Raw genomic sequence first — 26081 nt, forward strand, 5'->3', positions numbered from 1 at the left:
TATGAACAACTACGACCTGATCATCGTCGGTGCCGGCCCGGCCGGCATCTTTACCGCTGTGGAGCTGCTGCGCCACGGCAGCAAGAAGAAGATCCTGCTGGTGGAAAAGGGCAAGCCGGTGGAAAAGCGCCACTGCCCCAAGGCAGAGCTGGGCCACTGCGTCAACTGCCGCCCCACCTGCGCCATCACCACCGGCTTCTCCGGTGCGGGTGCTTTCTCGGACGGCAAGCTGAGCCTCTCCTATGAGGTCGGCGGCGACCTGCCCAGCCTCATCGGCGAGGAGTTCGCGCAGGAGCTCATCAACTACACGGATAAGATCTACCTCGAATTTGGTGCCGACCCCCATGTGGAGGGCATCTACACCGGCGAGGACATCAAGGAGATCCGCAAGAACGCCATCCACGCGGGCCTGAAGCTGGTGGACTGCCCCATCCGCCACCTCGGCACCGAGAAGGCCCAGCAGCTGTATCTGGCCATCCAGAACTATCTGGCCGACAACGGCGTGGAGATGCTCTTCTCCACCGAGTGTGAGAACATCATCCTCGAAAACGAGGTCTGCAAGGGCGTATATCTCCGCAATGGCAGCGAGGAACCCCGCGCCGTCTACGCGGATACCGTCGTCATCGGCACCGGCCGCCGCGGCGCGGACTGGCTGGAGAAGATCTGCGCGGAGCACCACATCGCCCACAAACCCGGCACCGTGGACATCGGCGTCCGGGTCGAGTGCCGCAATGAGGTCATGGAGAAGGTCAACAAGGTGCTGTACGAGTCCAAGCTCATCGGCTACCCGAAGCCTTGGAAGAACAAGGTCCGCACCTTCTGCCAGAACCCCGGCGGCTTCGTGGCGCAGGAAAACTACGACAACGACCTTGCCGTGGTCAACGGCCACAGCTTCAAGGAGAAGAAGAGCGAAAACACCAACCTCGCCATCCTCGTCTCCCACAATTTCACCGAGCCCTTCAACCAGCCCATCGCCTACGCCCAGAAGGTCGGCGAGCTGACCAACATGCTGGGCGCGGGGCACATCATGGTCCAGCGCTACGGCGACATTCTGGACGGCAAGCGCACTTGGGCCAAGGAGCTGGCCCAGTCCAACGTGAAGCCCACCCTGAAGGATGCCGTCGCTGGTGACATCACCGCTGCCATGCCCTACCGCGCCATGACCAACATCATCGAGTTCATCAAGATGCTGGATATGGTCGTGCCCGGCTTTGCCGCCAACGAGACGCTGCTGTACAGCCCGGAGCTGAAGTTCTACTCCAACAAGGTCAAGATGGACGAGAACCTCGACACCAACATCAAGGGTCTGCACTGCCTCGGCGACTCTTCCGGCTGGACCCGCGGCCTGATGATGGCTTCCGTCATGGGCGTGCTCATGGGCCGGAAGCTGGCCGAAAAAGAAGGCTGCTGATCGAACATTCTACCTTTCCCCGTGCCCTCCGGCACGGGGATTTTTTTCATGCCCGTTTTCGACGATTTTTACAACACGGCGTTTTCCCGGTCTTGTTCCGTTTTCCTTGCGCAAATAATTGATTTTTCCCGAAAAAACTGCTACACTAAGGAAAAATGAGATCGCTACAGAAACGTGAGGGAGGTTATTTTCTATGCGCGATTCTCCGGGAAGCGTCGTCACGCTGCTATGTTCGGGCATCCAGCTTTACAGTGCGGAGCGGCGCATTGCAGACTGCATCCTCAAAGATGTCAAGTGGGCGTCGGTGGTCACCTCAGCCCAGCTTGCCCATGCCAGCCAGTCGTCGGAGGCCACCGTGACCCGGCTGTGCCACAAGCTCGGCTTCGAGAACTACCGCAAGTTCCAGCTCGCCCTTGCGCGGGACGTGATGGAGCAGCAGGAGGTGGAGGTCCTGCATTCCTCCAGCCCAGACCCCCTGCGGCAGACGCTGCAGTCCGTCCAGTCCAACCGGCAGGAAGAGATCCGCGCCACCATTCAGGCACTCAATCTGCGCCAATTGCGGAAGGCCATGAGCGTGCTGCGCAGCGCGGAGATCATCGAGATCGAAGCCACGGACAACAGTCTGCCCGTGGCCATGGACGCTTCGCTCAAACTGAGCGGCCTCGGCAAGCGCTGCATGACCAGCGCCGTGGCGGCAAAGGCCAAAGCCTTTGCCGCCACCCTCACCGAGCGGGATGCGCTGCTGCTCATCTCCTGCGACAGCCGCAGCGAGCGGCTGCTGGAAACGGCCCGCACCGCCCGCGAGCACGGGGCTGCGATCCTGCTCATCACCTGCGACCGCCGCTCCCCGCTGGCCGCACAGGCCGACCACCTGCTGCTGGCCTCCAACCGCGCCCAGCGCATCGTGGATACCGATCCGGCCCCCTCACTCCTCTCGTCGGCCCTGCTGGTCGAAGTTCTGTACTACCTGCTCCTGACCGGGGAAGACCTTTCCTAACAGCAAAAACAGCCCGTCCCCCTTCGGAGACGAGCTGTTTTTTATGCGGTCAGGCGTTGAAAACGTATCGATCCATCCGGCGGAACGCTTCCTCGATGCGGGAGCGGGGCGACGCCAGATTCATCCGCAGATGGCAGGGGCCGTGGAACATCCTGCCATCCTGAATGGCGACACCGACGTCCCAGCAAGCTTGTTCGACGTCCTCGATGGTCTTGCCGTGGGCGGCGCACCAGTCGGTGCAGTCCACGAAGAGCATGTAGGTGCCCTCCGGCTTTGCCACCTTGACGCCCTCGAAGTGGTTGGCGATGTAGTCACAGGCGAAATCGATGTTGCCGGTCAGCACCTCGCACAGTTCATCAGTCCACTCGTAGCCTTCCGGCTTGTATGCGCCGATGAGGGCGTGCATAGACAGCACGTTCATCATGTTGTAGTGGTTCAGGCTGGACTCCTTCAGGATGCGGTCCCGCCACCAGTCGTTGTACACGATGTGGTAGCTGCCCACGAGGCCCGCCAGATTGAAGGTCTTGGAGGGGGCATAGAACGCCGCCGTCCGCATCCGGGCATCCTCGCTCACCGACTGGGTGGGGGTGTGCTTGTGGCCGGAAAGGATGATGTCGGACCAGATCTCGTCGGAGATCACATAGACATCGTACTTTTTGTACAGTTCCATGGCCTTTTCCAGCTCCCAGCGCTCCCAGACGCGGCCGCAGGGGTTGTGGGGGTTGCACAGGATGGCGGCATGGATGTGTTCTTCCTTCAGGTGCTTTTCCATATCGGCGAAATCCATCCGCCAGACGCCGTTCTCATCCTTCACCAGCGGGGAGTGGACGGCCTCGTAGCCGTTGTTCTTCAGGCTCTTGGTGAAGCCGATGTAGGTGGGGCTGTGGATCAGCACTTTGTCGCCCCGGGAGCAGACGCAGTTCAGCGCGCTGATGACGCCGCCCAGCACACCGTTCTCGTAGCCGATGTGCTCCGGCTTCAGGCCGGTGACGCCGTTGCGGGTCTCGTGCCAGCGGATGATGCTGTCAAAGTACTCCGCCGGGGCCTGAAAATAGCCGAAGGCCGGGTGCTTGGCGCGCTCAATGATGGCTTCCTGAATGGTGGGCACGGTGGGGAAGTTCATGTCCGCCACCCACATGGGGATGGCATCGAAGCCTTCCTTCGGGGGAGCGGGAGAAAAGCCGTCGCCCTTCAGGCCGTCCACCGCAATGGCGTCCCTGCCGCGGCGGTCAATGATCGAAGTGAAATCGTATTTCATAAGTGCGCTCCTTCTCAAAAAATCGTTCGTCTTCACCTTAACATATTTTTGCGTCCCATGCAACCACTCGCCGCAAAGTCGAAAAAATCCTGCGGAAAAATCACGAATTTTTACGATAAAAAAGAGCTTTCCACCCAGCGGCGGAAAGCTCTTTTGCAAAGCAGGTTCAGCCCTCGATGATCTCGACGGTCTTCATCTTGACCGGGGTCTTGGGCTTATCGTTCCAGTCGGTCGGGACAGCAGCGATCTTGTCCACCACGTCCATACCGGCGACGACCTTGCCGAACGCGGCATACTGGCCGTCCAGATGGGGGGCGTCTTGGTGCATGATGAAGAACTGGCTGCCCGCGCTGTTGGGGTTCATGCTGCGGGCCATGCTGATGACACCGCGGGTGTGCTTGAGCGGGTTGTTCACGCCGTTGGCGGTAAACTCACCCTTGATGTTCCAGCCGGGGCCGCCGGTGCCGTTGCCCAGCGGGCAGCCGCCTTGGATCATAAAGCCGGGGATGACACGGTGGAAGGTCAGGCCGTTGTAGAAGCCCTGACCGACCAGCTTCTTGAAATTCTCACAGGTGATGGGGGCAACTTCCTCATTCAGCTCAATATCGATGATGCCGCCGTCTTCCATAGTAATGCGAACCATAATGTTCCAATGCTCCTTTAAATCATGCCCCGTTCCGGGGTGTTTGCGGCAGAAGTTCTGCCAGAGTTCCCTTATAGTATACCATACCTTTTGCCTTGTGCAACGGCATAGTTGCAACGTTTTTGTAAATTCGGGCCGGATTTTTACAAGTTCCCGTCAAAAAGAATCCTTCAATCCACCTCGACCCACTCCGTGACAGGCTGGCCCTCCAACTGATTGCCGTCGGCACGGTAATACCGGGTCTCGGTCGTACCGGCCCGGTTCAACAGCTCTACCATAAAAACCTGTCCCGTTTCGACGGCCATCGGATAATTGTTACAGCCCATGACCTCTCCTGTGGTCGGCAAGTCCTTGAAGTCCTGATACGCATTTTCCAGCCGCCAAAACTTCCGGGTCTTGTAACCCGATATCTTGGAGATATCCTCCTCCCCAAAGTAAGAGGCCGTATAGCGTTTTCCGTTCACAGTGATTGTTTCCGTCGCAAGCGGCTCTGTCAGCATTGACAAATCTTCCGTATGCACCCGGCCTCCGTAGGTTTCGCTGAGCTGCCCGGCCATATAATCGGGTCGGCTATACGACGACGCAATATGTGCCGAGCCATAGATCCCCATGATGTCGGCCCTGCGTTCGGCTTCCAGTTCCTGATAGCTGCGCTCAAAATTTTCAACCATCTTGTTTTCCCGGTAAGCGTCTGCGGCATCCGAATCGGTTTGTTTGGTTGCATAGTAGGTTTTGCCTTGTTCGATATTTTCCAGCACACGCTGATACTCTGCCGTATCGTTCTGCCCATTGGCTTCCAGATAGGCCAGATACCGCGCACCGGTGCTTTCCCATGTATGTCCGACATCCGTACCATGGAACACCGTTTCAGGATACCGTTCCTTGATCTGCTTCAGAAAGTTTTTCATGACCTCCGTGCCGCCCTGCGTTCCCTGCCAATCTTGAAATTGCAGGTTCAGCAGCTCGTCATCATCCGCTTTCATCCAAAGGTTTAAAAACTGCGCATCGAAGTAGGGAAACTCCACAAACAGGTCCCGCATTCCCCGCGCGTAATAACCGCCCCAGATTTCAAGCTCTTCGTCGAGGATGCGCTGCTGGCTGTGTTCTTCACCATACAGATAGATCTGGCTTGTCAGCCCTCTTTGAATGTTGGCCACAGTCATCCCGGCCAGTAAAATCATGAGGAGGCCTAACAAAACGAGTTTCCACCTCTTCGGTTTTTCCTTTTCCGTTGTCTGGTTCATTTTTATCCTTCCTTTACGTCTTGCTGTAAACTTTTGTTGACAAATCCCGCCCCGTTACAATTCTTCCCGCAGCTCCGTCATATCGGCCCAGAAGCGTTTGGGGCAGTGGGTCATGCGGCCGCGCTCATTGTGGCGGGCCTTGATCTCCAGCGTCTTGTAAAATTGCTTCCAGAGGGTTTGGAACTGCTGTTCCCGCGCGCTGGGCGGGGGAAGCACCAGCGGCTCAGCCAGTTCCAGAAGCTGCGGCTTATGGTCCTGATACAGCAGCACCGCTTGGTGCACTGCATCGTAGATCATGAAGTTCTCCTCCGGGAAGCGGCCGCAGAAATGCCCCCGCAGCAGCGGCAGGATGTAGTTTTTCGGGTGGATGACCGCCCCCAGCATCCCGTCGTGTTCCTCAAAGCGGACAAAGCCCTGAAACTTGTCCACCTCCCAGTCGAGGCTCTTTTTCATCTCGTAGAGCGGGGCCACGTCCGGGTGGCCCGCCCGCTTGACGGTGCCCGGCCCCAGCGCAAAGGCCAGATGCAGAAACCGGATGAGGAGCAGTTCCTTGTCCTCCCGGCCGGAGAGGAAGTCCCGCGTAACAAGGTACTCCGTCTCCGCCCCCAGCTTCCGGCCAAAGCTCGCAAAGACACGCCGGGCCTTTTCGTGGTCGGTGGCAATGTCTTTGAACGGGTAGAGGGTGGCCGTCTCCCGCTCCGGCGTCCAGACCGCGAAGGGGATCTCGTGCTGGGCAAAGCTCTCGAAGACGCAGCAAAGGAAGCCCTCGAAGCTGCCGTCGTAGAGGTAGACCACATCGGCATCGTGGAGCTTGCGGGCGGGGGTCACAGTGCTTTCGCCAGACATTGCACTGCCTCCTCCCGCACCAATTTCTGTGCCGTGCGGGGCGGCACACCCTGCGCCACCAGCTTGTCCACAGCGGGCGGGGAGAACATGCTCAACTGCTCGACCCCGCCGCTGAATACGTTCGGGTCGATGAGGGCGTTGGTGATCCGCTCCCGGCCCGCGCTGCCGCGCCCCGGATGCGCCCCCGCAAAGCCCCGGCAGGTGATGAAATACTGGGCCCGCTTGAGCACCACGCCCATCCGTTTCAGCTCGTCCAGCCCCAGCGACGCCTGTTTGCGGGCGTGCCAGATCCGCCGGGCGCTCTTGGGGCCGATGCCCGGCACCCGCAGCAGCATCTCGAAGGGAGCCTTGTTCACATCCACCGGGAACAGCCCGTAATGCTGCACGGCCCAGTTGCACTTGGGGTCAAGGTAGGGGTTGAAGTTCTGGTTATGCTCGTCCAGAATCTCGTCCGCCTTGAACTGGTAGAACCGCAGCAGCCAGTCCGCCTGATAAAGCCGGTGCTCCCGCAGCAGCGGGGGCTTGGTATCCAGCGCAGGGAGGCGGGTATCCTCGGTGACGGGGATGTAGGCAGAGTAAAACACCCGCTTGAGGCTGTACTTCTGGTACATCCCCTCGGTCAGCTTCAGGATATGGTAATCCGTCTCCGGCGAGGCTCCCACGATCATCTGGGTGCTCTGCCCGGCGGGGGCAAACTTGGGCGCTTTGCGGTAGAGGGTCAGCTCCTCCCGGTTGGCGGCCCCCTCCGCCGCGATCTGCTTCATGGGGCGGAAAATGGAGTGCCGCCCCTTGTCCGGGGCCAGCAGCTTCAGGCTGTTCTCGCTGGGCAGCTCGACATTGACGCTCAACCGGTCGGCCAGAAAGCCCAGTTGTTCCAGCAGCTCCGGGCTGGTGCCGGGGATGGCCTTGGCGTGGATGTACCCGCCGAAGTGGTACTCATTCCGCAGCAGCCGCAGGGTCTTGAGCATCCGCTCGGTGGTGTAGTCCGGGGTTACCAGCACCGCACTGGACAAAAACAGCCCCTCGATGTAGTTGCGGCGGTAGAATTCGATGGTCAGCTCGGCCAGCTCCCGCGGCGAAAAGGTCGCGCGGGGGACATCATTCGACTTGCGGTTGACGCAGTAGCTGCAATCAAAGGCGCAGCAGTTGGTCATCAGCACCTTCAGCAGACTGACACAGCGGCCATCGGCGGTAAAGGCGTGGCAGCAGCCCGGCGCGTAGCAGCTGCCGAGACTTCCCGCCTTCGCCGTGTGGGAAGCGCCGCTGGACGTACAGGCCACATCATATTTTGCACTGTCCGCTAAAATGGTCAGCTTCTCCATCAGCGACTGTTCCATACCGCACCTCCGTTTCAAAAAAATCAGACTGCCGCACAACTCCTTCCGTCATCGCTGACGCGATGCCACCTCCCTCAATGAGGGAGGCTTTCACAGCTTGCCGTTACGCCAAGGCTCCCTCTGAGAGGGAGCTGGCACGGCAAAGCCGTGACTGAGGGAGTCATACAGCAGTCTGATCGTTTACCACTTGGCCTTTGTTTCGACCACACGGCCCGCAATGTGAAGATTGTTCAGGTCCTCACCCTTGATGACCATTTCCTTATAGGTGGGGTTGAAGGGCTGCAGCACGACGCAGTTGCCCCGCTGCAAATACCGCTTGAGGGTGCCCTCCCCCTCGTCGCCGTAGATCAGCACGCCCAGATCGCCGTTTTCCAGCGTATCCTGCTTGTGCACCAGCGCCAGATCGCCGTCGTGGATGCGGGGCTCCATGCTGTCGCCGCGCACCACGAGGTAAAAGTAGTTGGACGGATCCTTGACGCGGGCATACTCCCTGCCGTAATCCTCTTCAAAGGCCAATGCGCCGTAGCCGGCCTTCACCGTGCCGATAACGGGGATCAGGCTGTACACATAGCTGCCGAAGAAGCGCTCTTCGGTCTGGCCCTCGTCGGCCGGGTCGAACAGGCCCAGCAGATAATCTGCAGTGGTGTCAAGGATCTCGGCCAGCTTCGCCACTGTGGTGGGGTCCGGCGAGCTTTTTCCGCTCTCCCACTTGCCCACTGCCTGCTGGGTAACGCCCAAAAGGGATGCAAGTTCCGCCTGACTCATATGCTTTTGCTTGCGGCATTGCCGTAACAGTTCCGGAAACGACATCGTTCAACACTCCTCTGCTTTCGTCCGTTGGGTTGGTTTCTTGGTGTTTTTATTATACAACAAAAGGATGTGCAAGTAAAGAGAAATTTTCGTTTTTCTTCGAAAAAAAGTTGTCGCCTCACAAAAAGCCCCTCGTCCCATGGAGAAATTTTCAATTTAGGGTTGACAGCACGCCGGAAATCTGGTAAATTAAATAGGCATTCGGTACGGCGTGTGCGAGTGCCCACGAGGAGAGATGTCCGAGTGGTTTAAGGAAGCAGTCTTGAAAACTGCCGTGCGGCAACGCACCGTGGGTTCGAATCCCACTCTCTCCGCCATTTTTTTGAATAAGTGTAACACACTTTGCTCTGGAGTAGTACTCAAGAGGCCGAAGAGGCGCCCCTGCTAAGGGCGTAGGTCGTCTAAACAACGGCGCGAGGGTTCAAATCCCTCCTACTCCGCCAAGAAAAAGCTCGATGATTCTTTGAAATCACCGGGCTTTTTCCATTTATAGCACCCAATTCGTCACCACCGCCAGAATGCTCAGATGGACGGGGTAGAACCCATAAAACGCCCACTTGACCCACTGGGGGCAGCGGCCCCGCTGGCCGTTATAGAACCAGATGAGCACAAAGGCCAGCGGGGCGGTCAGCTCGAACAGCATCATCACCGCACCGATGATGCACTGGTACTTCCGGTTGTTCCGGGTCAGGTAGAGCGCCACGATGAGCGCCACGCCGATGGCTCCGTAGTCCGTTTGCAGAAGCTGGGCAAGGACGACGCAGCCCAGCGCAGCAAGGCGGCCCTTCCATGCAATGTTCCCCTCGGCGTCCTGAAACTTCTGCATCAGCGCCATGGCCAGCACGCCCAGCGCCAGCGTCCAATAGACATTCTGGTTGCCCCAGTGGAAGGGCGTCCGGAAGAAGGCCATGTCAAAGGGGACCTCGCTGAGTAGTCCAAACAGGAACAGCCGCTCCACATAACGCTTCACATCGTGGGTGTGGAGGAAGCCCTCCACCAGCAGGAAGCAGAAGATGGGGAAAGCCAGCCGCCCGATGTAGCGCAGAACACGGTCCAGCTGGAGCAGCGATGCCGCAGCGGGGTCAGTCGAAAACGTACCGGACGCGATCAGCGGCACCAGAAGCCCTGCTTCAAGGCAGGAAGCCCCGATATGGTCGATGAGCATGGTGATGCAGGCAATGAGCTTGAGCGTGGTCCCGCTCAGGCCCTGTCGTTTCTGTACTGGAAGTGTTTCCATTCAAAATCCCTCCTACTGCCCCGAAATCAGGCCGAAAATGCTTGACAGAACGGACGCAGAATAGTAAAATCAAGAAGATAATTGAACTATCTCAAACGAAAGATGAAAAAGATTCACAGAGAATGAAGCGTCTCCGAACGAGAAAACGGAAGGAGGCATGGGATATGACGCTGTTTTCCTATGAAATTTTTGACGCAGTTGCGCGGCAGGGCAGTTTCAATAAGGCCGCCCAGCAGCTGCACCTGACCCCGTCCGCCATCAGCCACGCCATTGCGGTGATGGAGGCAGAACTCGGCTTCACCTTATTCAACCGCGGCAAAAACGGCGTCACCATGACCAGCTACGGCTCATCCATCTACCCGTCCATCCGTGCCGTCCTGAACAGCGACGAGGCGCTGCAGCAGAGCATCGCGCGGCTGAACGGTCTGGAGAAGGGCAAGGTCAAGCTGGGCGTGTTCAACTCCGTCTGTGCCGGGTTGCTGCCGGATATCCTCAAGGGCTTTTCCGCCCAGTTCCCCCAGATCGAGATCGAGGTCTATCAGGGTACTTACGACGACGTGAAGGAGTGGCTGCGCACTGGGCAGGTGGATATGGCATTCCTGTCCAACAACTGCCGGGATGAATTCACCCTGACCGAGCTGTTCCGCGAGCCTCTGCTCTGCATCACCCCGATGGACTGGCCCGAACCGCCCCGCGGCGTGATGACGCCGGAGCTGATGAACGGCCAGAACTTTGTCGTCCAGTGGGACGCCACCGACGCCGAGATGCGCCAGTTCCTCAAGAAATACTCCATCGCCACCGAGCGCCGCTGCCACGTCATCGACGACCAGTCCAACATCGCCATGGTGGAGGCCGGCCTCGGCATCTCCATCATGCCCCGGATGCTGCTGCGCAAGTGCACTGCCGCCGTCAAGATCTACCCCATCCAGCCGGAGGAAGACCGCGTGGTCGGCTTGGCTGTCCAGCGCCCCACCGCGATGGCACCGGCTGTGGAGCAGATGTTCCACCACATTGTCGAGTATTGTCAGAACCTCGACTGAACTTTATCATAACATACTGAGCCGGTGTTTACAACATCGGCTTTTTTCTTTTTGCGGATTGTATCCCACCCGGAGATACGGTATACTAAGGGTGCAATAAGGAGGGAACGACCATGAAACGACGGGATTTTTGCAAAGCACTGGGGCTTTCGGCGGCGTGCGGGGCGCTCTGGCCACAGTTGAGTGTCCGCGCAGCGGCGCAGCCGGTGGGCCGCGCCGTTCCGGACGGGAACTACACCCTGCCGTTCCTCAGCATCCTGAGCAATACGGACGTCAGCCACGATTTCTATTATTCGGAGAGCTTCTTCGACCACCCCGCCACCGAGTATGACCACAAACTCGCCTTGGTGACGCTGGGTATGGTCATGGCGGCCTTCAACTCCGCCGTCAGCGCCTACCGCTACTGGGTCAACGGCGAGGCGGGCCGGGAGCTGAATCTTGCCGCCTCCTACGAACTGCTGGGCTTTGGGGATGCGGTCTACTACAACTACGACATCGACACCGGCAAGGCGGGGGATTTCGTCGGCTACTCGCTGGCCCGCAAGAGCTTCGACTACAACGGCCAGAAGCGCACCCTCGTGGCGCTGATGCTGCGGGGCGGCGGCTACGGCGGCGAGTGGACCAGCAACCTGCACACCGGTGCCACCAACGCCCACTACGGCTTCACCACCCCCGTGGCGGCGGTGTACGCCTCCCTGAAAGCCTACCTCGCCAAGATCGAGGCGGAGGGGGAGCCGGGCGAAGTCAAACTCTGGGTCGGCGGGTACAGCCGCGGTGCCATTGTGGCCAACATGACCGCCGCCAAAGCGCTCCGTACCCTGCCGCTGCTCCAGAAGGAGAACTGTTTTGTCTACACCTTCGCCACCCCGGCTGCGCTGACCGCCGCCGACCAGCCCGACTTGCAGCAGGACTTCGACAACAACCACGCTGCTGACGGCTCCCTGCGCACGACGTGGGCCGAGAGCAACATCTTCAACCTGATCTCCAGCGGCGATCTCGTGCCCCGCGTCCTCCCCGCCGACTGGGGCTATTACCGCAACGGCAACGACCGCTTCCTGCCCGCTTCCAAAAACAAGGACGAGCTGGCCGGCCTTGACGCGCTGGGCGCGTCCTACGGGCCGGTGCCGCTCCAGATCAGCGAGCTTGCCACCGCCGAGGACACCAGCGCCGTCATCGCGGCGGTGGAGAAGTTCTGCGGCACCAAGGAGAACTTCCACGAGAAATACGAAGCCGCCCTGATGGACATGGTGCAGTGCGCCTTTATCCGCACCGAGGACGAGGTGCTGGCCGGGAAGATCCTCTCGGACGAGGAGATCATCACCCGGCTGGAGAGCCTGTCCAATATGCACCAGTTTGACTTCTGGCGGATCACCACCTGCGTCTTCGCGGCGTCCAAGATGAGCCGCCCCATTTTGGAGCGGTTCGGCCAGAACGTGCCGCTGATGGCCCAGCAGATCATCATCCCGGTGCTGGCAGTCGGCCTGTGCTACGACATCGAGACCGACATCGTTAAGGTAGTGGCCCAGTACATCGTGAAGCTCGTCTCCATGCGGGGCGAGCTGGACAGCGTCCTCCGCGCCGCCTACTGCCACGAGGGCGAGAACTACTTGGCTCTGATGGAATATTACGCGCCGGAGGAGCACGGCATGGAGCCCTTCACCCGGACCTGACAAAAAAAGAGGCTGCTGCACAGAACTCCCTCAGTCACGGCTTCGCCGTGCCAGCTCCCTCTCGGAGGGAGCCTTGGCGTAACGGTAAGCTGTGAAAGCCTCCCTCTCAGAGGGAGGTGTCATCGCGTCAGCGATGACGGAAGGAGTTGTGCAACAGCCTCTTTTTCGTATTCAGAAATTACAGCATCTCGTGGACGGTCTTGCAGATGGTGGCTGCATCGAGACCGTACAGCTTCAGCAGATCCCACGCGGGGCCGGAGCAGCCGAACTTGTCCTGCACGCCGATGCGGCGGACGGGGGTGAGCTGCTTCTCGCTGAGCAGGGCGCAGACGGCCTCGCCCAGACCGCCGATGACGCTGTGCTCCTCGGCGGTGATGACCTTGCCGCATTCCTTGGCAGCCTTGAGGATGATCTCCTCGTCCAAGGGCTTGATGGTGTGGATGTTGATGACGCGGGCGTGGATGCCCTCGGCGGCCAGCTGTTCGGCGGCCAGACGGGCTTCGTTGACCATCAGGCCGGTGGCGATGATGGCGATATCATCGCCCTCGGTGAGCTGCTCGCCCTTGCCGATCTCAAAGTGGTAGTTGGCTTCGTCGTGGAAAACGGGAACCGCCAGACGGCCAAACCGCAGATAGACCGGGCCCTGCATCGCGTAAGCGGCGCGGACCGCAGCGCGGGCCTCCACGTCATCGGCGGGGCAGATGACGGTCATGCCGGGCAGACTGCGCATCAGCGCGAAGTCCTCGCAGCACTGGTGGGAAGCGCCGTCCTCGCCGACGGAGATGCCGCCGTGGGTCGCACCGATCTTGACGTTCAGGTGGGGGTAGGCGATGGAGTTGCGGATCTGCTCAAAGGCACGGCCCGCAGCAAACATGGCAAAGCTGGAAACGAAGGGGGTAAAGCCCATGGTGGACAGGCCGGCGGCCACGCCCATCATGTTGCCCTCGGCAATACCGCAGTCAAAGTGGCGGTCCGGGTAAGCCTTGCGGAACATGCCGGTCTTGGTGGCGGCTGCAAGGTCTGCATCCAGCACCACGATGTCGTCGTGACCCTCGGCGGCCAGTTCCTTCAGCGTGTTGCCGTAGCTGTCACGGGTTGCGATCTTCTTCACATCTGCCATCTTACTTGTCCTCCTCTTCCAGCGCGGCGTAGGCTGCGTTCAGTTCCTTCATGGCGATCTCATATTCCTCGTCATTGGGACCCTTGCCGTGCCAGTCAACGGCGTTCTCCATAAAGGAAACGCCCTTGCCCTTGAGGGTATCCATCACGATGCAGGTGGGCTTTTCGGTCTCTGCGTGGAAGGCCTTGATGGCGGCTTCGATCTGGTCGTAGTCGTGGCCGTTGATGGTGATGACGTTGAAGTTGAACGCCTTCAGTTTTTCCTCCAGCGGTGCGCTGTTCATGACCGTCTCGGTGGTGCCGTCGATCTGCAGGTGGTTGCGGTCAAGGAAGACGCAGAGGTTCGACAGGCCGTAGTGGGCGGCGAACATGAAAGCCTCCCAGCACTCGCCCTCTTCCACCTCGCCGTCGCCGACGATGGCGTAAACGCTCAGGCCCTTGCCCGCGTGCTTGGCGCCCAGCGCCATACCGGCGGCGGCGCTGATGCCCTGACCCAGACTGCCGGTGGACATATCCACACCCGGCACGCTGTTCATGTTGGGGTGGCCCTGCAGATAGCTGCCGATCTTGCGCAGGGTCTTGAGGTCCTCCACCGGGAAGAAGCCGCGCTCAGCCAGTGCTGCGTACAGGCCGGGGGCTGCGTGGCCCTTGGAGAGCACCAGACGGTCCCGATCCGGAGCCTTCGGAGCCTTCGGATCGACGTTCATCTCCACGAAATAGAGGTAGGACAGCACTTCCGCGATATCCAGACTGCCGCCCGGATGGCCGCACTTGGCGCTGTGAGTGCCCTCGATCACGCCCATGCGGATGTGACAGGCGTGCTTTGCTAGGGTGAGTTTTTCTGCATTTGTCATGATGGTCCTCCCGTATGAACCTCAGCGTTTGCATCGGAGTGTGTGCGCAGGGAGGCCGTTACGCCTCGATGCGCTATTTTTCAATTCTATATTATCTATTCTGTGCAAAAACGTCAAGGTTCTTTCGTGAAAATGTACATCACTTGGCAAAACCGCTTTCAAATTCGCCGGTTTTTGTGGAAATTGCGGCCCGTTCCTTCCCCTTGACATCCCCCTTACCATCTGCTATAATTTTCACAATTCCGGCAGGAAGCCGGGCTGAGGGGCTGAAGCCCATTTTTTCCATCGCTTTTTTGAAACAGACACCATGAAGGGGTCTGCCTTTGGCGTACCATGCCAAGGGCGGGCCTCTTTTTTGTTGTGTTCTGTCACCAGAAGGAGGAACCATTGATGAAGACCAAACCCAACTCTCCCGCACGGAACATCGTGCTGGCCGCGCTGTTTCTGGCGCTGGCCTTTGTCCTACCCATGATCACCGGCCATGTGCCCCAGATCGGCAACATGCTCTGCCCCATGCACTTCCCGATGCTGCTGGCGGGCTTTGTGCTGGGCGGGCCGTGGGGCCTTGCCCTCGGCTTTATCGCGCCGCTGCTCCGCTCGGTGCTGTTCGGGATGCCCCCCCTGTACCCCATCGCCATCTCCATGGCCTTTGAGCTGGCCACCTACGGCGCCGTCAGCGGCTGGATGTACAAAAAAGTCCGGCACACTCTGCCCATGATGTATGCCGCCCTCGCCACCGCCATGGTGGCGGGCCGCCTTGTCTGGGGCGCAGTGCGGTTCGTGCTGGCGGGCCTGTCCGGCTCGGCCTTCCCCTTCTCGGCCTTCCTGTCCGGTGCGCTGCTCACCGCTGTGCCCGGCATCATCGCCCAGCTCATCCTCATCCCGCTCATCCTGACTGCTTTGCAGAAGGCAAAGTTCATGGACTGAGCCGTTTTCCCCGAAACAAAAAAGGGGCCGCCGCAAGTTTTCGCTTGCAGCGGCTCCTTTTTTCTATCATCAAAGCGATTTGCTTTTTATTTGCTCAGAAAAATCCGTTCCACTTTCCCACAGGAACTAGGATTTTTTCATTAGCCAGCGTAGAAATCGATACCAGCGTTGACAGAGCAAACCTCACCGATGATCTTCGCGATGTTCTTCAGAATCTTCATAATTTTTATCTCCTTCCCTCTTGGGATGGCCATATTATGCCATTCATTTATGAAGAAGAAGCAAATAGATTATGAATATTTCGTGAATTCAGCGTTATATTTTTGACGTTCTCGCGTCGATTGTTCAGCTCGCACAAAAGGTTTTTCCTCGTCAGCAAAGTTCTTGTATACATGAACAAGTACATGGTCATTCCATTATTCTGAGGATAAATCGCCTTCCTGTCCGGTCTTTTTCGCAAAAAGGGCTCCCGCAAAATCGCCTTTTGCGGGAGCCCCAATGGTTCAATCTTCGGTTTACTTTTTACCACCCAAGAACTCCGGCAGGGACTTGCCCTCCTTGAGCCACTGGTGATACTCGGCGGTGGCAGCGAACTCCACGTCGCCGGCGGAGTTCAGGGCCGTTTCCACAGAGTCCTGCACCACGCCGATGATGAAGCCGACGCCAACGACCTGCATTGCGATATCATTGGAGATACCGAACAGGGAACAGGCCATGGGGATCAGCAGCAGGGAGCCGCCCGCCACACCGGAAGCACCGCATGCGCCCAGCGCCGACATGACCGACAGCAGGATGGCGGCGGGCAGGGAGACCTGCAAGCCCAGCGTGTTGGCTGCGGCCAGCGTCATGATGGTGATGGTGATGGCCGCGCCGTCCATATTGATGGTCGCGCCCAGCGGGATGGAGACGGAGTACATATCCTTATCCAGCCCCAGCTTTTCGCACAGGGTCATATTCACAGGGATATTCGCCGCCGAACTGCGGGTGAAGAAGGCGGTCAGGCCGGACTCCTTCAGGCAGCGGAACACCAGCGGATAGGGGTTGCAGTGCAGATAGATGAAGATGATCAGCGGGGAGACGATCAGCGCCATGAACAGCATGGTACCGACAAGCAGTGCCAGCAGTCTGCCGTACTGGGTGAAGATGGACAGGCCGTTGCTGACCACATTGGTATAGACCAGACCCATGATGCCGAAAGGCGCCAGATTGATGATCCAGCGTACGATCTGGGACACCGCGTCCGCCGTGTTGGCAAGGAAGACCTTGGTGCTCTCCGCACCGTACTTCTTCATAGCCAGACCGAACAGGCACGCCCAGAACAGGATGCCGATGTAGTTGCCATTGAGCAGCGCGCTCACGGGGTTGGCCACAAAGTTGGTCAGCAGGGTGTTCAGCACCTCACCGAGGCCCTGCGGCACCACTTCCGACTCCGCAGCCTCTGCCAGAACGATGGTCTGGGGGAACAGAAAGCTCGTAATGACCGCAATGGCTGCCGCCAAGAAGGTGGTGAGCATATACAGCCAGATGACCGTGCCGAACCGGCGGTCCAGCTTGGAGGTGCCCTGCGCCAATGCGCTGGCCACGATGACGAAGACCAGAACCGGCGCAATGCCTTTCAGGGCACCCACGAACAGGTTGCCGAATTCTTCCAGCCAGCCCGCACCGGGGACCAGAACCGCCAGCACTGCGCCGACGATGAGGCCCACCAAGATCCGCAGGATCAGGCTGGTGGCATTGTACTTTGCCACGATTGCCTTCAGCGTTTTCATATCAAAACACTCCTCTACCTAAGTTGTACGCCCATTGCGCACACATTTTCCTATCCCTCTACACGGAACATGTAGATTATAGCCCTTATTCTTCAAAAAGTCAAAGACTTTAGCCGATTTTTCTGGCTTTTCATCTAACAATGGGGAAGCACGAGGATTTTTCACTGTCCGCATACAAAGCACAGATTCCAAAAAATCGCTGTAGTATGTCAAGAAAAAAGGCCCTGTCCGAAAATCGGGCGGTGCGCCATACGGCGCAGACGCTTTTCCGATTTTCGGGCAGGGCCGATTTTCAATCAGGCCAGATAGTTCACTTTACCGGGCACGAATCCCTCAATGCCCATACCGGGGGCATCGGAGACGGTGATGTTCTTTTCGTTGAAAACGGCACCGCCGAGGATGTGGTCCTCGCTGCACAGCACCGGGCCGTCGAGGTCGATCTTGGTGATGATCTTCTTGGCGCACGCCAGTTCCACGGCGGCGTTGACCGAGACCTTCGCTTCCAGCATGCAGCCGATCATGCACTCGACGCCGTAGACCTCCGCCGCCGCCGCGATGCGCAGGGCGTTGGTGATGCCGCCGCACTTCATCAGCTTGATGTTCACGAGGTCGGCCGCGCCGGTCTGCATGATCTTGAGGGCATCCGCCGGGCTGAACACGCTCTCGTCCGCCAGAACGGGGACGTCGGCGTGGCGGGTGACGTACTGCATCCCTTCAAGGTCGGCGGCGGGGACGGGCTGTTCCACGAACTCGATGTCCAGCCCCGTATCCTGCATCTGGTTCAGGATACGGACGGCCTGTTTCGCGTTCCACGCCTGATTGGCGTCGATGCGGATGCAGACATCCTTTCCCACAGCCTCGCGGACGGCGGCCAGCCGGGCCACATCCAGCTCCGGGTCGATGCCGACCTTGACCTTCAGGCAGTCGTAGCCGCGGGCGATGGCAGTGCGGGCATCCCGCGCCATCTCCTCCGGCGGGTTCACACTGATGGTGACGTCGGTGACGATGTTCTTCCGGGCCCCGCCCAGCATCCGGTAGACGGGGGCGTTGTACTTCTGGCCCAGCAGGTCCCACAGGGCCATATCCACCGCCGCCTTGGCGCTGGTGTTGTGGACGAGGGCCTTCTGCACGGCGGCGGTCAGGTCCTCGAACTCGTCGAGGTCGCGGCCCAGAATCGCCGGGGCGATGTGGTCTTGGATGGCCCCGATGATGGCCCCGGCGGTGTCGCCGGTGATGACGCCGGTAGGAGGTGCTTCGCCGTAGCCCACAGCACCAGTATCGGTGTGGAGCTCCACGATGACATCTTCGACGCTGTTCACCGTGCGCAGCGCCGTCTTGAACGGCACCCGCAGCGGGGTGGAAATGCGGCCCAGCCGCACCTGCGTGATCTTCATAGTTCGCAGCCTCCTCTTATTCCAACGGCAGATTGGCCAGCTTGACCATTGCCTGTGCGATGATCTGGGCGTTCTGCACCAGACGATCCAGATCGATGAACTCATCCGGCTGGTGCTCCGTCACGGGGTCGCCCTCGAACAGGGGGCCGAAGGCCACCGTGTTGGGCAGCACTTTCGCATACGTACCGCCGCCGATGCACTTGGGCGGGGCGTGGTCTGCGGTGGCCGTGCGGTAGGTCTCCAGCAGAGCCTTCACCAGCGGGGCCGTCTCCGGGTAGTAGAGCTTTTCCTTGTGGACGGACTGTTCCAGCTTCCAGCCCGCATTCTCAAATGCGGCCTTCACGGCGGGCTGGCAGTCCTCCACGGTCTTGGTGACGGGATAGCGGTAGTTCAGCTTGACCCGGATGCTGCCGCTGTCGCCCTCGATCAGGCCGAGGTTGCAGCTCATAGGGCCGGAGAGGTCATCTTCCAGCCGCTTCCCCAACAGCCGTGCGCCGTAGGGATCCAAGCCGAACTTTTCGGCAAGGAAGCTCACCACCCGCCGGGTGCTGCCCGTCAGCGGGAGCCGGTTCAGGTAGAGCATCAGCAGCCCGATGGCGTTTTTGCCCTGTTCCGGATGGCTGCCGTGGGCCGAAATGCCCTCGGCCTCCACCTTCCAGCCGTCCTCCGTCCGGGTGACGGTGATGCCCTCAGCTTCGGGCAGGGAAATGCACGCCGGGCCGGTCAGCTCCGCCTCCGCATGGGCGGGCACCACATTGCCCGCCACGCCGCCGCGCACCGACTTGATCTGCAGCTTGCCGTCCTGCCGGAGCGAGATGCCATACCACTCGTTCAGGATGCCCTTTTCTCCGTTGATCAGCGGGTACTCGCCGTCGGGCGTGAAGCCCAGCACCGGCAGCTCCCCGCCGTGCTCGCGGTAATAGAAGACGTCGCGGTCGTTCGTCTCCTCGTTCAGGCCGAAGAGGAGGCGCACCCGGCGGTCCAGCGGGATGCCGAGATCCCGGATGGCCTTCAGCGCAAAGAGGCTGGCCACCACCGGGCCCTTGTCGTCGATGGCGCCGCGGCCAAAAAGTTTGCTGCCCACGATCTCCGCGCCGTAGGGCGGGTGATGCCAGCCCTCACCTTCGGGCACCACGTCCAGATGGCCCAGCACCGCCACCATCTCGTCGCCGGAGCCGATCTCGCACCAGCCGATGTAGCGGTCAAGGTCGGTGGTCTCAAAGCCGAGTTCATGGCAGAGGGTCAGCGCCTCGGTGAAACAGGCGTCCACGTCCGCGCCAAAGGGTTTGCCGGGCAGGGGAGAAGCCTCCACGCTGGGCTTGCGGATCAGCCGCTGCAATGCTGCGATCATCTCCGGCCGCAGGGCGGCAACGGCATCATCCAGCTCCTTGTTCCATTTGCTCATCGTGCCGCTCCTTCCCGCGAAAGGCGCTGGTAAGCGATGCGGGGCGTACCGTCGGCCACATGGATGATGCCGCACTTCGTGAAGCCGTTCTTCTCCAGAATGTGCTGCATGATCTTGTTATCAGCGTGGGTGTCGGCCCGCAGACTCTCGCAGTGCTCCAAGCACCAGTTAATGATGTCCGATGCCACACCGGGGCGCTTGCCCGCCGAGGCCAAGCGGTGAATGGTGCCGTAAGGCAGGGTGTCGTTCAGCCACTGGCCGTCCTCGATTTTGGCATAGGTCGGGTCTGGGCCAAGGATGAAGGCGAACGCACCCTCCAGCACGCCGTTGTGCAGATACACGAACAGGCGGTTGGTGTCGATGTCCTCCTCGATCAGCTCCTGCGGGGGGAAGTTCCGGCCCCATTGGGTCGGGTTGCCGCTGTCGGCCATGGTTTGCCGGGCGCGGGCATAAATTTGCATGATAGCGTCCAGATCAGAGCGTCTTGCTCCACGAAACATGTTCATCCACCCTCTCTTTGGATGCGCGAAAACCGACACATCCAGTCTATTGGTCTCATTTTATCACAATCCGCACCGAAATTCCAGTTTTTGCCGCACACAAAAACGGCCCTCTCCGCCCGAAAGCGGAAAGGGCCGCAAGCGTCAGCTTCACGCGCGGGTGCGGCTCGCGCGGGTATTGCGGTACTCGCGGGGGCTCTGGCCGTAGCGCTCATGGAACAGGCGGTAAAAATAGCTCGTATTTTCGTACCCTACCTGCGTGATGATCTGCTGGATATTCAAATCACTGCGGCGCAGCAGCCGCGCCGCCGTCTCCATCCGGTGCTTCTGGAGCAGCTCCTTATAGGTCTTGCCGGTCTGGGCGCGGACGCACTCGCTGACATAGGCCAGCGAAACGCCGTAAGTACGCGCCACATTGGAGAGGCTTGCTTCGCGATAGTTCTGGGTGATCTCCTGTAAAGCCGCTTGGACCAGCGCTTCCCGGCTGACCGTTTCGCCGCGGGATTCCAGCGGAAAATTCTGCATCTGTTTCATAAGACTCCGATCCTCCGTATTCAGCCTTTCTGACTATAATACGGTCCAGTGCCCCGAAACATTGCAGGGGAAACTTAAATTTTCGAGCAAAATGAAATTTCACAATTGGGGCGGTACAACGCCGCAAAACAAAAAGCTGCCCTCGGCTGGGAGGACAGCTTTTCCGGAAAAAGTGAGGAAAACACGAACTTTCCGGGGAAACTCAGAACATGGCTTCGTTTTGGTAGCGGCCGGTGCGGAGGAACTCGACCCACTCGGCGAGGTTCACGGCGTGGTCGCCGATCCGCTCCAGATACTTGATGACCATGAGCAGGTCAAGGGCGGCATCCACCTTGGCGGGGTCGGCGGCGATCTCGGCGGCGAGGGTGCGCTTGATGGCGTTGAAGTCGTAGTCCACTTCATCGTCGGCGGCGATCACCTTCTGGGCGGCGGGCTCGTCCTCGCCGGTCAGGGCGTCGAGGGCGTCAAGGAGCATTTTGTGGGCCTTCTGGCCCATCCGAATGGCGTCGCTTACGGCAGGGTCGCCCGCCTTGCGGGAGGCCGCAAGGTGGGGGATGATCTCGGCGATGTCGGCGGCATGGTCGCCGATGCGCTCGATGTCGGTGACGGTCTTCATCGCCGTCGAGATGCGGCGCAGGTCGCCCGCCACGGGCTGCTGGCGGAGCAGCAGGGTCATGCAGCGGTGCTCGATGTCCCGCTGCATACTGTTGATGCGGCCGTCTCCCTTGACGACCGCCGCGGCCGCGTCGGCGTCGGCGGTGCAGAGCGCTTCCAGTGCGGCCTCCACGGCGTCGGCGGCGCACCCGCCCATCTCGGCCACGGCCGTTTTCAGTGCGGCGAGGTCTGCATCATATTGTGCGCGAATGGTCATGTGAAAACCTCCCTCTCAGCCGAACCGGCCGGAAATATAATCCTCTGTGCGTTTGTCCTGCGGCGTGCTGAAGATCTGCGCCGTGGGGCCCGCCTCCACCAGCTCACCCAGCAGGAAGAAGGCCGTTTTGTCGCTGATGCGGGCCGCTTGCTGCATATTGTGGGTGACAATGACGACGGTGTAGTTCTCTTTCAGCTCGCTCATCAACTCTTCCACCTTCATGGTAGAGCCGGGGTCAAGGGCGCTGGTGGGTTCGTCCATCAACAGCACTTCGGGCTGGACCGCCAGCGCACGGGCGATGCACAGCCGCTGCTGCTGGCCACCGGAAAGGCCCAGCGCACTCTTTTTCAGGCGATCCTTCACCTCGTTCCAGAGCGCCGCGCCCCTCAGCGAGCGCTCCACCAGCTCGTCCAGCTCGGCTTTGTTCCGCACGCCGTGGAGCTTGGGGCCGTAGGTGATATTGTCGTAGATGCTCATGGGGAAGGGGTTGGCCTTCTGGAACACCATGCCCACGCGGCGGCGCAGCTCGGTGGGCTGCATCTCGCGGGCAAAGATGTCCTGCCCGCGCAGCCGCACGTCACCCTCGATCCGCACGCCGGGCACGAGGTCGTTCATCCGGTTCAGCGTCTTGAGGAAGGTGGACTTGCCGCAGCCGGACGGGCCGATCAGCGCGGTGATCTCCCGCTCGCCGACATCCATCGAAATATTTTTCAGAGCTTTGAAATCGCCGTACCATAGGTTTAAGTTTTGGGCGGTGATGATCGGAGCATTCTCCATAATAATCCTCTTATTGTTTTTGTTTCAGCTTATTCTTCGCCAGCCGGGCGGCAAGGTTGATGGCCAGCACCAGCACCAGCAGCACGGCACCGATGGCCCACGCGGAGTCGAAATCGCCGTCCTCAAAGGCCCGCAGATAGAGCAGGACAGAGAGGGTCGCGCCGTTGGAGGTGTAGGCTTTGGCCACACTCTTGGCGATGACCTCGGCAGCACCGGCGGTGAAGAGCAGCGCGGCGCTCTCGCCCACGATACGGCCCACAGCCAAGATGCAGCCGGTCACGATGCCGTCGATGCTGCAGGGCAGCACGATGGTGCGGATGATGTGCCATTTGCCCGCGCCCAGCCCCAGTGCGCCTTCGCGGTAGCCCTGCGGCACCGTTTTCAGCGATTCCTGCGTGGTGCGGATGATGGTGGGCAGGTTCATGATGACCAGTGTCAGGCTGCCGGAGAGCAGACAGGTCTGGAAGCCCAGCGTCTGCGCGAAGACCAGCATACCCACCAAGCCGTAAATGATGCTGGGGATGCCCGCCAGCGTCTCGTTGGTGAACTCGATCACCGCGATCAGGCGGCGGTTGGAGGCGTATTCGGTCAGGTAGACCGCCGCCCCCACCCCCAGCGGCAGCACGATCAGCAGGGTGAGCAGGATGACGTACAGGGTGTTCAGGATGGCGGGCAGGATGCCGTCGGTGCCCTTCAGCACGCTGGCGGTGGTGGTCAGGAACTTCCAGCTGATGTGGGGGATGCCCCGCACCAGAACCATCCCGATAATGCCCGCCACCAGCACCATCACGAGGATGGCGGCGGCCCAGACGGCGGCGGTGAAGAAGCGGTTCCATGCCCGGCGGGCCGGGGAGAGATCAGCGTGCATCGCGGTCGCCTCCCTTCAGGATCACGTTCAGCACCACATTGATGCCCATGATGAAGACGAACAGGACCAGCGCGATGCTGAACAGCGCCTGTTTCTGCAAGCCGCTGGCGTAGCTCATTTCCTTGGCAATGGCCGTGGTCAGGAAGGTGACGCTGCGGAACAGGCTGTCCGGCATATTGGGGCTGTTGCCCGCCACCATCATGACGGCCATGGCCTCGCCGATGGCGCGGCCGATGCCCAGCACGATACCGGCAGCGATGCCGCTTTTCGCGGCGGGGACGCTGATCTTGAACCACGTTTCGGTATCGGTGGCCCCCAGCGCGAGGCTGCCCTGCTCATACTCCGGCGGCACGGCGTTCAGGGCCGTTACCGACACGGAGACGATGCTGGGCAGGATCATGATGGCCAGCACGACGATGGCGCTCAACAGGCACGCACCCGACGCCTTGCCGAAGGCCTTGGCCACGGCGGGCACCAGCACCTGCATACCCAGCAGGCCGAACACGACGCTGGGGATGCCGCTCAGCAGCTCAATGGCGGTGACCACCACGGTGCGCACGCGGGGCCCGGCTGCCTTTGAGAGAAAGACCGCCGTCAACAGTCCCACCGGCACACCGATGAGGGTGGCCCCCAGCGTGCCGTACACGCTGGAGAGGATGAAGGGCAGGATGCCGTACTTCGGGTCGGCGGCGGTGGAGGCCCACTCGGTGCCGAACAGGAAGCGGAACAGGCCGATCTTGCGGATGGCGGGCATGCCCGATGCGATCATGTACACCGAAATGAGGATCACGCAGCCCACCGCCAGCATTCCGCACAGGAAGAACAGGAAGTTCATCACGGCCTCCAGCCATTCGGCGGGGGTGCGGGGCAGCTCGATCTTTTTCAGAAACGATTTGTTCTGTTTCATAGATTCAGGTCATCACTCATTCACAGGGACGGCACCGGCAGTACGGATGAGGTCGGCGGCGTCGGTGCTGGTGGCAAAGTCGAAGAAGGCCTGTGCCTGTTCGGACAGGGTGACGGACTTGTTGGTGACGAAGACGAAGGGGCGCTGGACCTCATAGCTGCCGTCCTTGACGGTCTCTTCGCTGCACTCCACGCCGCCGACAGTGACCATCTTCACGGTGTCGCCCACGGCGGAGAGGGAAGCGTAGCCGATGGCGAGGGGGTTGGCCTCCACCGCGCTGATGACGGCGCCGGTGGCGGTCAGCTCCTGCGCATACTTGCAGGAATCCTTCACGTCCACGATGCTCTCGAAGCCGTCGCGGGTGCCGGAACCGGCCTCACGGCCGATCAGAACGATCTCGCCGTCGTCGCCGCCCACATCGGCCCAGTTGGTGATCTCGCCGGTGAACATCTGCTTGAGCTTGTCCACGGTCAGGTCCTCGACCTTGCTGGCCTTGTTCACGATGATGGCGATGCCGTCCAGTGCGATAACGGTGCCGTCCACATCGTTCTTCTCCTCGTCCTTCAGGCCACGGGAGGACAGGCCAATGTCCAGCGTCTTATCGGTGGCACCGGTGATGCCGGCGCCGGAACCGGTGGGGTCATAGCTGACGGTGACGCCCGGCTCCACTTCTGCAAAGCCTTCGGTCAGGGCAGCGATGACGTTCTTCATGGAAGTGGAACCGCCGGTGGCCACATTGCCGGACAGGCTGCCAGAAGCCGTGGAAGCCGCCGCAGAAGAAGCGGTGGATGCCACGGAAGAGGCAGCGGCGGAAGAAGCGGAACCGCCGCAGGCGGTCAGGGCAGCGGCAGCAGCGGCTGCACCACAAACGGCAAGGAACGAACGACGCGTGATCTTTTTCATGATGTTTTCCTCCAAAATAACACCGGAGCTTTTGCCCGGTCTCGATTTTCTTTTTTGTGTTTTCCCTTGGAACGCCTTGATTATAGCGCCCCGCCATTCCGGCTGCGACCATGATGGAGCAAAATCGAAGTAAAATCTTTGTGCAGATCGGCAAAGAAAAAACGCCGGAGCTGTGCAAACCGCACAACTCCGGCGTCGATATTTTTTGTTTTTACTGGGTGATAATAATGGTATTGGCTTCTTTCCGATAGACCTTGCAGCTCAGATAAGTTTTGTTATCCTGCGGATTCGGGAAGAACAAGATCTGCACATAATCAAACGAGATATCCTTGCCCGTTCCGCACAGATGACCCTTCTCATACTGGCCGCGATTCAGCGTGCGCTTTTCCATCGCATTCCAGCTCTTGTTTTTCTTCAGGAACGCCATCGTCCCCGAATCCATCGTCAGATCTTTCGAGCCATTCACCCGCAGCTTGAAGCTGCCATTGGCCGGGTCGATGGGAATGCCCGCAGCGCTGCCATTATTGATAAGCACTTCCGGAACCAAATAGAACGTACCGTCCGAAGCATACCCATAGGACAGCGAACGAACCGTCATTTTGATCTCTCTCAGTTCGGCAGTATCATTCAACCCCTTTGCATTTGCAACCAGATCCCCACTGCCACAAGCCGTCAGCCCCGCCGCCGAAACAGCCAGCGCCGCGGCCGCAGCACTCTTCAGAAATACACGGCGGGAAAATTTCAGTTCCATAAAATCGCT

The 26081-nt window shown here is 60.0% G+C and carries 26 protein-coding genes and 2 tRNA genes; 7 read left to right on the forward strand and 21 right to left on the reverse strand.

Going from position 1 to position 26081, the window contains the following annotated elements; translation table 11 throughout:
- The first annotated feature begins 1 nt into the window (after position 1).
- Entirely contained in the window at positions 2-1411 is a 1410-nt protein-coding gene (locus C4N23_RS02890) for an NAD(P)/FAD-dependent oxidoreductase (RefSeq protein WP_097840318.1), read from the forward strand.
- A gap of 193 nt (positions 1412-1604) precedes the next feature.
- A complete protein-coding gene (locus tag C4N23_RS02895) occupies positions 1605-2408 on the forward strand; it encodes a MurR/RpiR family transcriptional regulator (RefSeq protein ID WP_112143899.1) in 804 nt (267 codons plus the stop codon).
- 49 nt (positions 2409-2457) lie between these two features.
- Here C4N23_RS02895 and C4N23_RS02900 read toward each other — a convergent pair whose 3' ends face one another.
- The 6 genes from C4N23_RS02900 to C4N23_RS02925 form a co-directional block, all read right to left on the reverse strand.
- Complete coding sequence (locus C4N23_RS02900; RefSeq protein ID WP_112143901.1) at positions 2458-3666, reverse strand: MalY/PatB family protein; 1209 nt, start codon at positions 3664-3666, stop codon at positions 2458-2460.
- A 166-nt stretch (positions 3667-3832) separates the two neighbouring features.
- On the reverse strand, positions 3833-4309 hold the full coding sequence (locus tag C4N23_RS02905) for a peptidylprolyl isomerase (RefSeq protein ID WP_055188712.1): 477 nt from the start codon (positions 4307-4309) through the stop codon (positions 3833-3835).
- A 170-nt stretch (positions 4310-4479) separates the two neighbouring features.
- Positions 4480-5553 (reverse strand): hypothetical protein, encoded by a 1074-nt coding sequence (locus tag C4N23_RS02910; RefSeq protein WP_112143903.1) that lies wholly within the window; start codon positions 5551-5553, stop codon positions 4480-4482.
- A gap of 54 nt (positions 5554-5607) precedes the next feature.
- Complete coding sequence (locus tag C4N23_RS02915) at positions 5608-6399, reverse strand: TIGR03915 family putative DNA repair protein (RefSeq protein WP_112143905.1); 792 nt, start codon at positions 6397-6399, stop codon at positions 5608-5610.
- Positions 6378-7736 carry a putative DNA modification/repair radical SAM protein gene (locus C4N23_RS02920; protein ID WP_112143908.1) on the reverse strand — a complete coding sequence of 453 codons (1359 nt, stop codon included), beginning with the start codon at positions 7734-7736 and terminating at the stop codon, positions 6378-6380. Before C4N23_RS02920 ends, C4N23_RS02915 begins: the two co-directional genes overlap by 22 nt.
- A gap of 180 nt (positions 7737-7916) precedes the next feature.
- A complete protein-coding gene (locus tag C4N23_RS02925) occupies positions 7917-8546 on the reverse strand; it encodes a LexA family protein (RefSeq protein ID WP_055188720.1) in 630 nt (209 codons plus the stop codon).
- 229 nt (positions 8547-8775) lie between these two features.
- Here C4N23_RS02925 and C4N23_RS02930 point away from each other — a divergent pair.
- A tRNA-Ser gene (locus C4N23_RS02930) sits at positions 8776-8863 on the forward strand.
- 32 nt (positions 8864-8895) lie between these two features.
- A tRNA-Ser gene (locus tag C4N23_RS02935) sits at positions 8896-8989 on the forward strand.
- Positions 8990-9033: 44 nt separating this feature from the next.
- Here the strand turns inward: C4N23_RS02935 and C4N23_RS02940 are convergent.
- Positions 9034-9783: a TraX family protein gene (locus C4N23_RS02940; RefSeq protein ID WP_112143910.1), complete on the reverse strand. Its 750-nt coding sequence runs from the start codon at positions 9781-9783 to the stop codon at positions 9034-9036.
- Between the two features lie 164 nt (positions 9784-9947).
- On the opposite strand from C4N23_RS02940, the gene C4N23_RS02945 reads away from it, so the two are divergent.
- A complete protein-coding gene (locus C4N23_RS02945) occupies positions 9948-10823 on the forward strand; it encodes a LysR family transcriptional regulator (protein ID WP_097840324.1) in 876 nt (291 codons plus the stop codon).
- A gap of 113 nt (positions 10824-10936) precedes the next feature.
- Positions 10937-12493, forward strand: a complete 1557-nt coding sequence (locus C4N23_RS02950; RefSeq protein WP_112143912.1) for a lipase family protein — start codon at positions 10937-10939, stop codon at positions 12491-12493.
- Between the two features lie 178 nt (positions 12494-12671).
- Here the strand turns inward: C4N23_RS02950 and C4N23_RS02955 are convergent, their stop codons facing one another.
- The 3 genes from C4N23_RS02955 to C4N23_RS02965 form a co-directional block, all read right to left on the reverse strand.
- A complete protein-coding gene (locus tag C4N23_RS02955) occupies positions 12672-13613 on the reverse strand; it encodes a transketolase family protein (RefSeq protein ID WP_112143914.1) in 942 nt (313 codons plus the stop codon).
- 1 nt (position 13614) lies between these two features.
- On the reverse strand, positions 13615-14466 hold the full coding sequence (locus tag C4N23_RS02960) for a transketolase (protein WP_112143916.1): 852 nt from the start codon (positions 14464-14466) through the stop codon (positions 13615-13617).
- Positions 14467-14605: 139 nt separating this feature from the next.
- Positions 14606-14806 (reverse strand): hypothetical protein, encoded by a 201-nt coding sequence (locus C4N23_RS02965; protein WP_112143918.1) that lies wholly within the window; start codon positions 14804-14806, stop codon positions 14606-14608.
- Positions 14807-14856: 50 nt separating this feature from the next.
- Between C4N23_RS02965 and C4N23_RS02970 the strand changes: the two genes are divergently transcribed.
- Positions 14857-15393 (forward strand): ECF transporter S component, encoded by a 537-nt coding sequence (locus C4N23_RS02970; protein WP_112143920.1) that lies wholly within the window; start codon positions 14857-14859, stop codon positions 15391-15393.
- 515 nt (positions 15394-15908) lie between these two features.
- On the opposite strand, the gene sstT is transcribed toward C4N23_RS02970, so the two are convergent.
- The 11 genes from sstT to C4N23_RS03025 form a co-directional block, all read right to left on the reverse strand.
- Positions 15909-17153, reverse strand: a complete 1245-nt coding sequence (sstT, locus tag C4N23_RS02975) for a serine/threonine transporter SstT (RefSeq protein ID WP_207657355.1) — start codon at positions 17151-17153, stop codon at positions 15909-15911.
- A gap of 305 nt (positions 17154-17458) precedes the next feature.
- Positions 17459-18556, reverse strand: a complete 1098-nt coding sequence (locus C4N23_RS02980) for a dipeptide epimerase (protein ID WP_112143924.1) — start codon at positions 18554-18556, stop codon at positions 17459-17461.
- A 16-nt stretch (positions 18557-18572) separates the two neighbouring features.
- On the reverse strand, positions 18573-19961 hold the full coding sequence (locus C4N23_RS02985) for a Sapep family Mn(2+)-dependent dipeptidase (RefSeq protein WP_112143926.1): 1389 nt from the start codon (positions 19959-19961) through the stop codon (positions 18573-18575).
- Positions 19958-20467, reverse strand: coding sequence for a GNAT family protein (locus tag C4N23_RS02990; protein ID WP_342587738.1), 510 nt, complete (start codon positions 20465-20467; stop codon positions 19958-19960). The genes C4N23_RS02985 and C4N23_RS02990 overlap by 4 nt, the downstream gene beginning before the upstream one ends.
- Positions 20468-20611: 144 nt before the next feature.
- Positions 20612-20995: a helix-turn-helix transcriptional regulator gene (locus tag C4N23_RS02995; RefSeq protein ID WP_055188742.1), complete on the reverse strand. Its 384-nt coding sequence runs from the start codon at positions 20993-20995 to the stop codon at positions 20612-20614.
- 202 nt (positions 20996-21197) lie between these two features.
- Positions 21198-21866 (reverse strand): phosphate signaling complex protein PhoU, encoded by a 669-nt coding sequence (phoU, locus tag C4N23_RS03000; RefSeq protein ID WP_112143928.1) that lies wholly within the window; start codon positions 21864-21866, stop codon positions 21198-21200.
- A gap of 15 nt (positions 21867-21881) precedes the next feature.
- Positions 21882-22643: a phosphate ABC transporter ATP-binding protein PstB gene (pstB, locus tag C4N23_RS03005; RefSeq protein WP_112143930.1), complete on the reverse strand. Its 762-nt coding sequence runs from the start codon at positions 22641-22643 to the stop codon at positions 21882-21884.
- A 10-nt stretch (positions 22644-22653) separates the two neighbouring features.
- Positions 22654-23511 carry a phosphate ABC transporter permease PstA gene (gene pstA / locus C4N23_RS03010; RefSeq protein ID WP_055188746.1) on the reverse strand — a complete coding sequence of 286 codons (858 nt, stop codon included), beginning with the start codon at positions 23509-23511 and terminating at the stop codon, positions 22654-22656.
- Positions 23501-24418 carry a phosphate ABC transporter permease subunit PstC gene (pstC, locus tag C4N23_RS03015; protein WP_112143932.1) on the reverse strand — a complete coding sequence of 306 codons (918 nt, stop codon included), beginning with the start codon at positions 24416-24418 and terminating at the stop codon, positions 23501-23503. Before pstC ends, pstA begins: the two co-directional genes overlap by 11 nt.
- Positions 24419-24430: 12 nt before the next feature.
- On the reverse strand, positions 24431-25321 hold the full coding sequence (locus C4N23_RS03020; RefSeq protein WP_112143935.1) for a phosphate ABC transporter substrate-binding protein: 891 nt from the start codon (positions 25319-25321) through the stop codon (positions 24431-24433).
- Positions 25322-25532: 211 nt separating this feature from the next.
- On the reverse strand, positions 25533-26072 hold the full coding sequence (locus C4N23_RS03025; RefSeq protein WP_112143936.1) for a hypothetical protein: 540 nt from the start codon (positions 26070-26072) through the stop codon (positions 25533-25535).
- Positions 26073-26081: the final 9 nt, after the last annotated feature.

Source organism: Faecalibacterium hattorii, assembly GCF_003287455.1.
GTDB lineage: Bacteria > Bacillota > Clostridia > Oscillospirales > Ruminococcaceae > Faecalibacterium > Faecalibacterium hattorii.